Origin of the sequence: Collinsella sp. 4_8_47FAA (genome assembly GCF_000763055.1) — a bacterium.
Lineage (GTDB): Bacteria > Actinomycetota > Coriobacteriia > Coriobacteriales > Coriobacteriaceae > Collinsella.
Window position 1 is genome coordinate 128,217 of the sequence record NZ_KN214135.1, and the last position, 13,819, is coordinate 142,035.

Sequence of the window (13,819 nt, forward strand, 5' to 3'; positions counted from 1 at the left end):
GCTACCCCCATATGTCGGTTGAGATGCATTCCGACCCCGACTCATTCGCCGTCAGTCAAAGGGTAGCTAAAATAGCCCCGTCCCAAATTAGCTACCCCGCCAACGCCGTCCTTAAATTACCGTCACTCTGCCTTGGTTACCCACAATCGCCTTTGCCTCTGCCAGCAGCGGAATCGAGCGTGCGTTGACCTTGGCCGGCACCTCGGCACGCAGTACGCGCCCGTCCACCTGCTCGATAAAGATCTCCACGCGGTCGCCGCCCGGGTTTGCGGTAAGCACCGTGGCAAGACGCGCCATATTGCCCTGGCTAAAGCGGCTGTTGGGCACCATGACCTCAAACACCTTGGGCTTGTTGTTCTCCTCGTTAAGCTCAAGCGGCACGATCTCCTGCGCGATGATCTGGTCGCCGCGGTCCGAACGCTCGAGCTTGCCCTTAATGCGAACAAACGCATCAGACAGCTGCGCACCGGTCTCGGGATCGACCTCGCCGTACAGGTATCCCTCGGCCTCTTTGTAGGTCTTGGGGAACACCACGACCGTGGCCTCGCCTTCCATGTCCTCGAGCTGCACAATACCCATGGGGTCGCCGTTTTTGGTCACGCGCTTGGACACGCTCGAGACCATGCCGGCCCACCACAGCGCCTTGCCCTCGGGAATCTCCTGGTTGATGGTACCGCCCGTGGGGTTTTGCACCTCGTAGCCGGTATCGATCTGCGAGAACGAGAAGTCGCGTGCCTTGGCTAGTGCATACTCAAACGGGCGCAGCGGGTGGTCCGAGACATAGATGCCCAGAACCTCCTTCTCCTGGCTCAACTTAAGGTGGCGGTCCCACTCCTGGCCATCCGGATCGGGCACGCTCACCTCAAAGCCCGAGCCCTCAACGTCGCCAAACATATCGAAGAACGACGTCTGGCCGCTCGCGCGATCTTTCTGGCGCTTTACCGCTGCATCGATGATGTTCTCGGGGTTGTTCTTGTCCACGAAGTGCATCATCTGGCGACGCGGATACCCCGTGGAGTCGAAAGCGCCTGCCTTGATGAGCGATTCGATCACGCGACGGTTGGCCTGGCTCGAGTCCACGCGCTCGACAAAGTCGTGCAGCGTCTTAAACGGACCGCCCGCCTCGCGCTCGGCGATAATCGCCTGCGCCACGCCGGTGCCCACGCCGCGGATGCCGGCCAGGCCAAAGCGCACGCCTTCCTTGGTAGCCGTGAACTCGGTGCCGGACTCGTTGACATCTGGCGAAAGCACGGGGATGCCGTCGTAACGGCATGCCGAGACGTAGTGAACGATCTTGTCGGTCTTGCCCGTGTAGGACGTCAGAACGGCCGCCATGTACTCGTGCGGATAGTGCGCCTTAAGCCATGCCGTCTGCATAACCAGAATGGCGTAGCCGGCGGAGTGCGACTTGTTGAAGGCGTAGGACGCGAACTCGAGAACATCGTCCCAAATCTTCTGGGCGACCTCGCGCGTGTAGTTGTTCTTGATGGCGCCGTTCATCCAGTGGTCGTAGGTGGTCTCGTCCGAGCCATCCTCCCAGTGGAGCACCGTCGACGTGAGCAGCTTGATCTTTTTCTTAGCCACGGGCTTACGGATACGCGAGTCCGATTCGCCCTTGGAGAAGCCGCACATCTCAACGGAGATGAGCATAACCTGCTCCTGGTAGACCATGGTGCCGTAGGTTTCGCCCAGGATGTCGTCCAGGCGGTCGTCGTAGGAGACGGCCGGCTCCTTGCCGTTCATACGGTTGATGTAGGACGAAACCATGCCGGCACCCAGCGGGCCCGGGCGGTATAGAGCGATCAATGCCACAACGTGCTTGTACTCGGTGGGCTTCATATTCTTGATCGTGGCCGTCATGCCGGCGGACTCGACCTGGAAGACGCCGGCGGTGTGACCGGAGCCCATGAGCTTAAAGATCTCGGGGTCGTCAAAGGGAATCTCTTCCTCTTTGATGTCGATGCCGAAATTCTTTTTGATGTTTGCCTTAGCCTTGGAGATAACCGTCAGCGTGCGCAGGCCCAGGAAGTCCATCTTGAGCAGGCCCATGTCGGCAACGGTATGGCCCTCGTACTGGGTAATCTCGACGCCGCCCTTGGTATCGAGCTTGGTGGGCACATGCTCGTTGACGGGATCGCGGCAGATCAGGACGGCGCACGCGTGCACACCCTCGCCACGGGTGAGGCCCTCGATCGAGAGCGCCGTGTCGATGATACGGCGGGCGTCGTCATCCTTTTTATAGGCCTCGGCAAAGTCGGGGTTAAACAGATCCTCTTTGCCGGGCTGCTTGTCGAGCACCTGCTTGAGCTTGACCTTGGGATCGCTCGAGACCATCTTGGACAGGCGCTGGCCCATGTAGACCGGGTAGTCCAGGACGCGCGCGGCGTCGTTGATGGCCTGCTTGGCCTTGATGGTCGAGTAGGTGATGACGTGGGTGACCTTCTCGGGACCGTAGAGCTGGCGAACGTGTTCCACGACCTCGAGGCGCCGCTCATCGTCGAAGTCCATATCGATATCGGGCATCTCGGTACGCTGCGGGGACAGGAACCTCTCGAACATCAGGCCGTTCTCGAGCGGGTCGAACGCGGTGATGTTCATGGCGTAGGCGACGATAGCGCCGGCGGCCGAGCCACGGCCAGGGCCGACGCCGATGCCGTTGTCCTTGGCCCATTGCACGTACTCGGCAACGATCAAAAAGTAGGCGGCAAAGCCCTTGTCGCAGATGACCTTGTATTCGTACTCAAAGCGCTCTTTGATGTTGACGCCACCGATCTCGCGCGTGGCCCAGTCGTCGCCATAGTGCTGGCGCAGGCCCTTCTCGCACTCACGGCGGAACTGGCTCTCGTGCGTCTCGCCGGGATCGAGCAACGGAAAGCGCGGCAGGATGATAGAGTCCCAGTCCAGCTCAACGTAGCACTTGTCGGCGATCTCGAGCGTGTTGTCGCAGGCCTCGGGGCAATACGGGAACATCGCCCGCATCTCCTCCTCGGTCTTCATGTAAAACTCCGAGCCGGTCATGCGCATGCGGTTGGGGTCATCGACCTTGGCGTTCATGCCAATACACATGATGACGTCCTGCACGGGCGCATCCTCGCGGCGCAGGTAGTGGAAGTCGTTGGTGGCGATGACCTTGACGCCCACCTGCTTGGCGATATCGATGAGCGTGCGGTCCATCTGCTCGTCAGTCAGGCCGTTGTCGGTGGTGATGCCGTGTTCCTGGATCTCGATGTAGAAGTCACCGGGCTCGAAGGTATCACGGAAGGTCTCGGCCCACTTGATGGCGCCTTCCATGTCGCCGCGGTCGATGTATTTGGGGATGATGCCCGCGATACAGGCGCTCGTGCAGATCATGCCCTTGGCATGGCGGCGCAGGTTGTCGAGCGTCACGCGCGGCTTGTAGTAAAAGCCCTGCACGGCGGCCTCGGAGACCGTCTGCATTAGGTTGACGTAGCCCTCCTGATCCTTGGCCAGAAGGATCATGTGGTAGAGCTCGGGCTTGTGGTCGCGGGCAAGGGTCTCGTCCGGCGTAAAGTAGACCTCGCAGCCAAAGATGGGCTTGATGACCAGGGGCGGTTTGAGCTCGTCGATGTTGCCCTTCTCGTCCCACATGGCCATGTCTTTGACGTACTGGGCATGCTCGCGCGGGTTTGCCTCGGGGTCGGGCTCCACCAGCTCGTCGCGGCGGTCCTTTTCCAAGAAGGCCTTGTCGTGGCTCCAGGTTTTGTACTCGGGCGTGTTGTGATTGACGGCGTCGCAGGCCAGCGCCAGGTCGGGCACGCCATACATGTAGCCGTGGTCGGTAATGGCCACGGCGGGCATGCCAAGTTCAACGGCACGATTGACCATATCCTGGATACGGGTTGCGCCGTCGAGCATGGAGAAAACAGTGTGATTGTGCAGATGGACGAATGCCATGTGATGAGCTCCGATGCGGGTTCGTGTTCTGACTGAACGATTTTACCGCACGGCACGGACAGCACCCGAACCTAGCCAAACCAACACGGCTCCTCTTGCAGTTGCGGTGAAATGCGGACTGTTTGGCGGCTTTTTTGGCCAAAACAGCCCGTATTCCACCGCAAGTTATCTGAGGGCTAGAGATTGTAGGTGACTACTTGAGGTTCGGCGGGTTCGACGAAGATGGCTGGATTCGCCTGCTCCACGCGAACGAACTTGACCGTCACCGCCTCAACGCCCGCCTTGTGCAACACGTCGGCGTAGACGCGCGCCTGCAAGGCGTGCTTCTCGAGCAGCTGGTCCGGCGTCTCATCCGGCGTGCCACCCGTCTTGTAATCGATGACCAGTGCGCGTAACGGATCGGCCGGGTCGGTCGCCAAAGCGTCGATGGCGCCTTCGGCATATGCACCGTAGCGAGCGATGTCCTCGTCCTCGCAGCCCAGTGAAAAGAACGGCACCTCGGCGCGAATGCACGGCCACGCGAGCAGGTCGGCACGAACAGCCGACTTGAGCCAGCGGTTCAGGGCAACGTCGAAGCGTTCGCGCTGCTCCGGCGTCAGGCGCCACAGACGCGCCAGCGCATCGGCGCGCGCAGCGGGCAACGCGTCGGCACCCATCTCGATGAGCCACTGGCAGGCGGCGTGGAACGCCGAGCCCAGCGCCATGGGGTTGCCGGCGGGCTCAACGACGGCCACGTCCGCATCGGCCATCTCCGAGCCATCCGACTCTGCATCATCGCCAGCCTCGTCCATGGGCACGTGCGCCTCGGCGGCACGGTCCTCGGACTCGGCATGCAGCGCCGCGGCAATTGACGAGTAGCTGTACGAATCGCGCTCCGGATACGGGCAGGTGCCCATGCGCACGCCCACCGCCTGGGGATACACAAGCTCAAACGCATCGGGCTCGGGGTCGGCAGGACCGGGGACGATTGTACTGGCCGAATCGTCGGCAGCATCTGCATCGGCATCGCCACGAACAAGCCTGCCCTCGGCATCCAGCGAAGCGTTGGCCTCAAACGCCTGCTCGCCAAACGTAAAGTCCGCCAGCGAGATGAGCTCGTAGTCGCCCGGCTTAGAGTTGTCGAACACCAGGCGGTCGGCATCGAGCTGCGGCATGTCCAGAGCGTCGGTCGGCAAAATACGGCGCAGCACATCGTAGGTCAGATCGGTCTCGACGTCGAAGGTCGGCGCCGTCACCTTGCCACGGCTCACGCCGGCATCCATCGCCAAGATCACCAGCTCGCGCGCACGCGTCATGGCAACATAGAGCAAGCGGGCCCGCTCCTCGAGCGAAAGCTGCAGGTCGTCGTTGCGCAGGCGAGCAAATACCTCGGCGGGAGAACCCGTCGCGCATACGTCCTCCATAAGCTCTGGCGGCAACCACAGCGACGTGCCCTTGCCCTTAAACGCGTGCTCAAACTGCTTTTTGACGTCGTCGCCCTTCACAAAGGTACCGTCGGCAAGCTTAACGCCGTCGAAGCGTGCCGGCAGTGCCACGACCTGCGCTCCGCCCTCGACGCGACCCATCTGTGCCGCACCCGAGGACTTACGCACGCCAAAGCACTCGGCGACCGCCACGACCGGATATTCCAGACCCTTGGAGGCGTGTACCGTCATGATGCGCACCGCGCCGTCGCCCTCCTCGTTGAGGGCACCCGGGGCCTCCTTGCCCGCCAAGAAACGGTCGAAGGCCAGCGCGATGGAACGCGGCGAATTGCCGAACTCGGCCTCCGCCTCGGCCACGGCATCGAGCGCCTTGAGCACGTTGGCGGCAATGGCCTTGCCCTCGGGACCACGCTGCGCCAGACGCACAAACCAGCCCGAAGCGTTGACCACGTCGCGCGCGATGGCGGCGAACGAATCGCGGCCCACACGACGAAGCGCATAACGCAGCACCTCGCGGGCGCGCGTCACGAGCGGCAGGTCCTGCAGGCCCGGCGCATCGGAATCGCTCATGATGCCCGCATCGATGTTGCGGCGCGAGGTCTCCCCCGTCTCGCTATCGAGCTTGGTCGCCAGCGCCAGGAACTCCTGGACGCCGAGCGCAAACATCGGCGAGGCCAGCAACGGCATGAGGCCCTGCGCCGTATCGGCCGGATTGGCGAGCGCGCAGACCAGGGCGCGCACCGTCTGCACCTCGGCGGCTTGGGAAAAGACCGAGCCGCCCGCGATGACGCAGTCGAGCCCCTGGTCGCGGAAGGCCTGGGCGTAGACGTCGGCATTGGTCATGCGGCCCAGCAGCAGCACCATGCCGCCCTGGGGCTGGCCGGCATCGGCAAGCGCGCGGAATCGCTCGGCGATCGCACGGGCCTTGGCCTGTGTGCGCTCCTGCGTGCTGCCGCCGGCAACAAAGAGGGCCTGGCGACGCGAGGCGTCTGCCACCAGCGTGTCCTTGCGTCCGTCACTCGCCTCAAGGTCCAAAAAGCCCTGCATCAGGCCGCCGTCATCGCCGTCGAAGACGCGTGCCACATAACGCAGTACCTCGTCATGGCTGCGGAAGTTGCGCACGAGCTTGACGAGCTCGCCGGCGGGGGTGTCGGTCACGGCAGTCGCCTCGGGCGCGGCAGACGAGCCCACCTTGCGCTCCTGGCGACGGAATACCTCGACCTCGGCGCCGCGGAAGCGATAGATCGACTGCTGTGCATCGCCCACGGTACACAGCGCGCGCTCCCCCGCGCCCGTCAGATAGCGAATCAAATCGACCTGCATCTGGTCGGTGTCTTGGAACTCGTCGATCATGACCATCTTAAAGCGGCCCTCGTACGCAGCACGGATGGCAGGGTAATCGCGCAGGGCCTCGTAGGCCATACGCAGCAGGTCGTTATTATCGAGGGCGGACTGGGCAGCCTTCAATGCGCGATACTCGGCCTCGACGGAACGGGCCAGGCCCACCAGCGCATCGAGCGCGGGACCACCGCAGGCAAGCACGATATTGATAAACGCATCGGCGGCCTCGGCCTTGAGCAGCTCGACCTGCTCCTTGGGGAACGCCTTGCTCGCGCGCGGCATGGCGCACGACATCATGAGTCGCGCCGCATCGACCATGGTTTTGCCGCTCGCCTCAAACGCGTCGATGGCATCGAGCGCCACCTGCGCCTTCTCGGTCGCGGCCTTGCTTGCGCCCAGCGCCGCGCGATAGGCATCGGCGAGTGCCGAGGTATCGGCCTGGCCGCGCGCCACGCACACGTCGTCCATACCGCCCGGCAACTGGCTCGACAGCTCCAGCAGGTCGCGCACCAGGCCCTTGATGGTCGTGCCGGTGCCAAAGGAACCGCCCTCGCCCGCCATGGGATACCAGGCATAGAGGGCCTTGAGCGATGCCGCGAGCTCGGGCGCGGCATCGGGCGCTGTCGCGCGGCCCAGCACATGCTCGACAGCCTGATCCATGAGCTCGTCGGTATCGGTGAGCACCGTGAACTCGGGGTCAATGCCCAGCTCCAGCGCATGCGCGCGCAGGATACGCGAGCACATGCCGTGAATAGTCGAGATCCACGCGTCGTCGACGGTCAGTGCTTCCTCGTCCATGCCCTCGTCGATAAGCGCACGGCGCACGCGGTCACGGATCTCGGCCGCGGCATCTTTGGTAAAGGTAATGGCGAGCACCTGGTCAAGATGTTCAACGAACGGACCTGATTCGGGCGAGAGCGCGTAGACGATGCGGCGCGTGAGGGTAAAGGTCTTGCCCGAACCGGCGCCCGCCGAGACAAACAGCGGACGGTCGAGCGTTTTGACAATCTGCAGCTGTTGCGGCATCAAAGTCGAAAGATCCATGGTCTACACGTCCCTCCTTACAAACGTTCCTTCGTGGTTATACGAGCAGCGCGCATGCGCGGCCTGAGCCGACGTCGGGTCGACGGCGGCAACGTTGCCTGCCTCGAGCTCGCGCAGGCGCTCGGCGATGCCGGCCTCAACGCGATCGAGCAGGGCGTCGAAGTCCATGCTGCCGCCCTCGCCGGGGAAACCTTTCTTAAGGCCCGGGATGCGACCGTCGCTGCGCTCTTCCTCGAGCAGCTCGGCGCTCGCGGCACCGCGCAACGCCGGCTTGCCGCCCTTGGTCGAAAAGTAGAGCGCCGCGCGGGTGTCCAAATCCAGCGCCCGGCGCATGGCCTGGGCGTAGATGAGCGTTTGGGTATGTGGTGGCAACCAGCGCGGATCGTCGATGGGCGCCGTGCCCGATTCCTCGTCGCGCACCGTAGGGTCGGCGAGCTTAAACTCCTCAACGCCCGTGCGATGCTTGTAGTCGATCACCACGGCACGATTCTCGGCGTCCACGTCCACGCGGTCGATGCGCCCGCCAAGCGGCCAACCGGCATACTCGACCTTGAGCTCGTTGAAGGCGAACTCCAGGTAGTGCGGGGCAAAGGGGGCAAGTGCCTCGGACTCGTAGGCAAGCACACCCTCCAGCTGCGGCAAGATCTCGGCCACCTGGCGCTCCTCCACCGCAGAGAGCGGCACCAGCGGGCCCTCCGTGCCGCGCTTGCCGGCGTGCTCGGCCAAGGTCTCGTCAAAGACCTCGTGCAGCAGTCCCTGTGCACGCGGCAGATTCTCGGGCGTCACGCGCTTCATGCCCTCCTGGGGCAGACGGGCATGCAGATGCTCCAGCACGTCGTGGACAAAGTTGCCCTTCTCCATGTTGCCAAAGCCCGCGTCGATCGACTGGGGCTTGACGCGATACGACACGAACCAGCACAGCGGGCACGTCGAGTACGCCTCAATCTGCGAGGCGGACGTCAGACGCGGCACGAGCGGCGCGTTCTCGCCCTCGCCATCGCGGCGACGCAGGACCAAATACGGCACGGCCTCGGCACTCAGATGCTGAGGGGCTTCACAGGTCACGCGCTCGCGCTTGAGACCTTCGCCTGCCGCGGGATCGAAGTCGGCGATGATATCGCCCTCGCCTACGCACGTGGGCTTGGCAGCGCCAGCGGCCTCGGCATGTGCCCGCAGCTCGGTCCATACGGCTGCCGGGTAGCACTCGCGCGCCTGGCGATCGTGTGTCACGCGGGCGAGCGCGACCGGACCGCTCGCCGCCTGCATTGCACGGCCAAAGCGCACACGCAACAGGGCAGCGGGCTCCAAAGACACGCCGTCGCGGCGCAGCTCGGCCGTCAACGTGGCAAGCGGGCCCTCTTCGTGCGAAAGCGGATAGCTGTCCAGGTCGACATCGGCAAACAGCACGGCATCGTAGCCGCCAGGACGCAAAACCGACGCATCGGCAAGCGACACGAAGCGCACTTGCGCCCGTGGCGTGCGATCGACCTCGTAGGTCTCGTAATCGTATGCGGTACTGCGCTTGTCCACCTTAGTTCGAACGCCGTCGAGAACCGGCACGGTCGCGGCCTGCGACACGTCGAGCGCGTGAGCATCGTTCATAAGGATGTCGATGGCATGGCGCAGCAAGGCCGTCTCTGCCTGGCGACGGGCCTGGCCGTCAAGGCCACCTAGAGCGCGATCGGGCAGCGCCTCGGCAACGGCGAGCATGGCCTTGAGCGCCGTCACGGGTTTGTCGCGCCACAGCGCCTGAAACACGTCCGAGACCACGCACGGCACGTTCTTAAACCAGTTATCTTCGCTGGCAGCCTTGCGGGCGCCCCTCACCTGGCCCTGCACGCTCTGCAGCAGGCTCTTGACGCCCGCAGTGGTCTTGCTGCGCGACAGGCGCATGTTCTTGTCGAAGCCGCGGGCGCTCGCGGCGTCGGCACCCGAAAGCGGGCTATAAATCCAGTCGGTAAGCTCTGGAGCGGGCCACCACTCGGTCTTGGAAGCGGTGCCCTCGTCGGCGGCTTTCATACGCTCGATCAGGTTGGCGAGCGCCGTAAACTGCCTACCCGCGATGGACTGGGAAAACGCCGTGAACTCAGCCGTCTCGGCCGCAATGTGACGCGCCGCCAGACGGGCAGCGAGTTCGCCGAACAGCTGGGGCGCCCGGGCGGAAACAACGAGCACGCGCACGGGGTCGGCGGGCGTTGCAGTAGCTTTATCGGCCTTGAACTCCTTGTGCGCTTTCACCAACTTATCGATGGCGTCCACATAGACATGAGCACGGGCATGGGGGCCGGCGACTTCCACAAAGGCAGGACGTGCGACGGACTTTGGAGCAGTCGCGGGGGCGCCAGCATCCTCGTCCAGCGGTGCAACCTCAAACAGCACACCGCGGGCATCAAGGGCCGTGGCCAGTTCCTCACGCATCGCCGCTTGCTCGCGGGCGAGCAGCACGACAATCTCTCCCCCGTTGTTTGCCACGGCGGACAGCAGCTCGAGCAGGCCGTGCGTAAACGACGTGACACCGCGCACGCATACGGCGTGGGCGCACGCCGGCAGGCTATCGGCCAGGGCACCGGCCATAATGTCGGCTGCCTCGCAGGGCTCGACCATATCTCGACGGTCCAAACCGCCCGCGTAGGCACGCAAAAGCTCAAACACACGAGCCTCGGCATCGCTTTTTGGCTCAGGCTGGCAATTGTTGCCACCGCATCGTTCGGCACCCGTCCCCGCCACACCCGGCAGCACATCGCGGGCCATGCGCGCAAACATGCGCACCGTGCCCTGGCTGCGCGAAAGCGGCTGCAGGTCGGCATCGTCGAGACGCGTGACCATGTCCGAGAACAACATCTGGCGCTGCAGGTTGTCGACGAAACCGCGCCCGTCGCCCAAAAGCTCCCAAAGCGAGCGAAGCCACGATGCGGGTGTCTTGTAGTCGATACCCAGCGAAATGCCGGCTTCCGCCGCACCATGACGGCACAGATCGAGCTCGGCAAACGTAGACGCCAGCAAAACGGCACGTCCATGGCGGGCAATAAGGTCGGCAAGCAGCGCCGCCTCGGCATCGCTCAAATCCGTGCCGGCATTGGTGGTATAGATTCGAACAGGCATGGTCCTCCGCTCAAACCGTTCGCAATAATCAATGCATCCATCCTACCCGCCCAAGCGGACACATTGCCACCGCAGTTCCATCTTTTGGCACAAAGCAACCTGAACCCAACGCACCAGCCGATTGCAGGCATATAAAAACCGCCCCCGGAGGGACGGTTCTTCGTAATTCAATGTTGTCGCTGGCTTACTCGCCATCCTCCAACTTAATGAGGATCTTGCGGTAGCCACCGTACTCGCCGTTGAGCGCCTTGGACACACGGCTCACCGTGGTGGACGAAGCGCCGGTACGGGCCTGAACCTCAACATAAGGCTCGCCCTCGTCCAAATAGCGCGCAACCTGCAAACGCTGAGAAAGGTCGCAAATCTCGCGCGGCGTGCAGATATCGGTCAAAAACGCTTGGATATCCTTCTCGTCGTCCAAAAGGCTAAATGCGTGAACCAGCTGCTTGACATCAGGCTTGTCAAACATGTTCTCGATATTCATCGATCACCGCCAAACCCGCCAAAAGGCATCGAAGTTGATACTGACATCGGGCATCGTTCACCCGTAATATGCAATAGGGCAACGCCTGTGGCTTTTGCCCGTAGCAGTGTAGCACACCACCAAACTAAAGCGACAAGACTCTCTGCCAGCGGCGCGTTTTTCAGGACGAACGCCGTTTAGAAACCGTATGCGCACGTAAGCTCCACGAATATTTGAGACAATGGGCGCCCAAACACCGCGGCGCGCCCGCGCAACCATCCAGGTCGCCGCCGTAAGCCGCTTCACGCGACGTCAGCAATCCCGGCGCAAGAAAGGATTCACGCCATGCGCTTTATGCTTAACTGGCTCTTCACCTCGATCGCCATCGCGATCGCCACGTTCCTCGTCCCCGGTATCCAACCCTTCGGCTTTGCCGAGACCTGGGTCTGCTTTGCCTTTGTGGGACTGTTCCTGAACATTGTCGATTCGTTCGTCAAACCGTTCCTCACGGTCATCTCGCTGCCGCTCACGATCATTACGCTGGGCATTTTCCAGCTTGTCGTCAACAGCTTTATGCTTGAGCTCGCGAGTTACCTGTCGGTCAACCTGCTGGGCGTCGGCATCTCCATCGCCAGCTTTGGATCGGCCTTTATGGGCAGCATCCTGGTGTCCATCACGCGCAGCATCCTCGACAGCATCGCCGAGGACTAAAACGGCCATTCCGGCCGTGTCCGTCTCAACAGCCCAAAACGAAGGCCGCCCATCGCAAAAATGGGCGGCCTTCTTATTTTTCAAGTCTCAAAGGGCGAGAGAATCTACCATTTCCACCCCGTCCCCAAATGCAGGTGTGGGTTAGATGACGTAGTCGTAGCCATGGTTGGGAGCGACAAGTTGATCGAGCGTCACACCGTCGAGGTAGTCGTTGATGAGCTTGTCAAGGTTCTTCCACACGTCAAGCGTGGGGCACTCATCCGAACGCGAGCAGCCTTTGCAGTCGCCATCCAGGCAGGCGACCGGCGCCAGACTACCCTCGGTCAGGCGCAGGATCTCGCCCACCGTGTACTGCTCGGGCGGGCGCGTGAGCACGTAGCCACCGCCCTTGCCGCGCATGCCCGAGAGCATATTGGCGCGCACGAGCGTAGCCAAGATGTTCTCCAGATATTTCTCGGAAATCCCCTGTCGCGCTGCGATCTCTTTGAGCGGGATGCGACCGGCCGCCTGGTGCTCGGCCAGATCGACCATAACGCGCAGGGCATATCTGCCCTTAGTAGAAACCAACATGTATAGTGCTGCCTTTCGGTCATTTAGTCCGTAGAAATTCTAGACGAAATATTGGTTTTGAAAATACCCGTTCCGGTCAAGATGATTAATCGACTCGTAATAATCTTCTATTTCCTATTGCGTTACTAGGCTTTACTGTCTACTATGCTTGCCAACAGCAAAACGAACAACCCATAAGGTTTGTGGGTTTTGCTGCTACACACACCGTAAAACCACACGGTATCCAGTCATTTGAACACTTTGGAGGTTCACCATGAGCAGTGTTTACACGTCCATCGATCAGCTTATCGGCCACACTCCGCTTCTGGAGCTCACTCACTTTGAGGCCGATGAGGACCTCAAGGCCCGCGTGCTCGTCAAGCTGGAATACTTCAACCCCGCCGGCTCCGTCAAAGACCGCGTCGCCAAGAACATGATCGACGAGGCCGAGAAGGCCGGCAAGCTCGTGCGCGGCGGCGACTACACCATCATCGAGCCCACGAGTGGCAACACCGGCGTCGGCATCGCCTCGGTGGCGGCGGCTCGCGGCTACAAGGTGATCATCACCATGCCCGAGACTATGTCCGTCGAACGCCGCAAGCTTATGCAGGCATATGGCGCACAGCTCGTGCTCACCGACGGTTCCAAGGGCATGAAGGGCGCCATCGCCAAGGCCGAGGAACTGCAGAAGGAGACGCCAAACAGCATCATCGCCGGCCAGTTTGTGAACCCCGCCAACCCCGCCATCCACAAGGCCACGACCGGCCCCGAGATCTGGGATGACACCGACGGCGAGGTCGACATCTTCGTCGCCGGCGTTGGAACCGGCGGCACCGTGACCGGCGTGGGTGAGTTCCTTAAGGAGCAGAACCCCGAAATCAAGGTCGTCGCCGTCGAGCCCGCCACCTCGCCGGTGCTTTCTAAGGGCCAGGCCGGTCCGCACAAGATCCAGGGCATCGGTGCCGGCTTTGTGCCCGACGTCCTCGACACCCAGGTCTATGACGAGATCATCCCCGTCGAGAACGACGACGCCTTTGCGACCGGCCGCGCCGTGGGCCACAAGGAGGGCGTGCTCGTGGGCATTTCGTCCGGCGCCGCCGTGTGGGCCGCGCTGCAGCTGGCCAAGCGCCCCGAGAACGAGGGCAAGACCATCGTGGCCCTGCTTGCCGACACCGGCGAGCGCTACCTGTCCACGGCGCTCTTCCAGGACTAGGGCCTGTCGCCCATAGGTTGAGCCCACGGACGAGCCGGTCTCCTCTCTCCCGGCAGT

At 62.6% G+C, this 13,819-nt stretch carries 7 protein-coding genes; 2 read left to right on the forward strand and 5 right to left on the reverse strand.

What is annotated here, in order from left to right; all coding sequences use genetic code 11:
• Positions 1 to 111: 111 nt before the first annotated feature.
• The 4 genes from dnaE to HMPREF9463_RS03950 all read right to left on the reverse strand — a co-directional run bounded on the left by dnaE (position 112) and on the right by HMPREF9463_RS03950 (position 11,310).
• The gene (gene dnaE, locus HMPREF9463_RS03935) at positions 112 to 3,915 is read right to left on the reverse strand and encodes a DNA polymerase III subunit alpha (RefSeq protein ID WP_035137355.1); all 3,804 of its coding nucleotides are present in this window, start codon (positions 3,913 to 3,915) and stop codon (positions 112 to 114) included.
• Between the two features lie 176 nt (positions 3,916 to 4,091).
• A complete protein-coding gene (locus tag HMPREF9463_RS03940) occupies positions 4,092 to 7,724 on the reverse strand; it encodes a UvrD-helicase domain-containing protein (RefSeq protein WP_035137356.1) in 3,633 nt (1,210 codons plus the stop codon).
• A gap of 3 nt (positions 7,725 to 7,727) precedes the next feature.
• Positions 7,728 to 10,826, reverse strand: a complete 3,099-nt coding sequence (locus HMPREF9463_RS03945) for a PD-(D/E)XK nuclease family protein (protein WP_035137357.1) — start codon at positions 10,824 to 10,826, stop codon at positions 7,728 to 7,730.
• Positions 10,827 to 11,010: 184 nt separating this feature from the next.
• The gene (locus HMPREF9463_RS03950) at positions 11,011 to 11,310 is read right to left on the reverse strand and encodes a YerC/YecD family TrpR-related protein (protein WP_022094855.1); all 300 of its coding nucleotides are present in this window, start codon (positions 11,308 to 11,310) and stop codon (positions 11,011 to 11,013) included.
• Positions 11,311 to 11,634: 324 nt separating this feature from the next.
• On the opposite strand from HMPREF9463_RS03950, the gene HMPREF9463_RS03955 reads away from it, so the two are divergent.
• The gene (locus tag HMPREF9463_RS03955) at positions 11,635 to 12,000 is read left to right on the forward strand and encodes a phage holin family protein (RefSeq protein WP_035137358.1); all 366 of its coding nucleotides are present in this window, start codon (positions 11,635 to 11,637) and stop codon (positions 11,998 to 12,000) included.
• Between the two features lie 141 nt (positions 12,001 to 12,141).
• Here the strand turns inward: HMPREF9463_RS03955 and HMPREF9463_RS03960 are convergent, their stop codons facing one another.
• Positions 12,142 to 12,570: an RrF2 family transcriptional regulator gene (locus HMPREF9463_RS03960; protein ID WP_022094857.1), complete on the reverse strand. Its 429-nt coding sequence runs from the start codon at positions 12,568 to 12,570 to the stop codon at positions 12,142 to 12,144.
• A gap of 253 nt (positions 12,571 to 12,823) precedes the next feature.
• Between HMPREF9463_RS03960 and cysK the strand changes: the two genes are divergently transcribed.
• The gene (gene cysK / locus HMPREF9463_RS03965; RefSeq protein WP_035137359.1) at positions 12,824 to 13,762 is read left to right on the forward strand and encodes a cysteine synthase A; all 939 of its coding nucleotides are present in this window, start codon (positions 12,824 to 12,826) and stop codon (positions 13,760 to 13,762) included.
• Positions 13,763 to 13,819 lie beyond the last annotated feature (57 nt).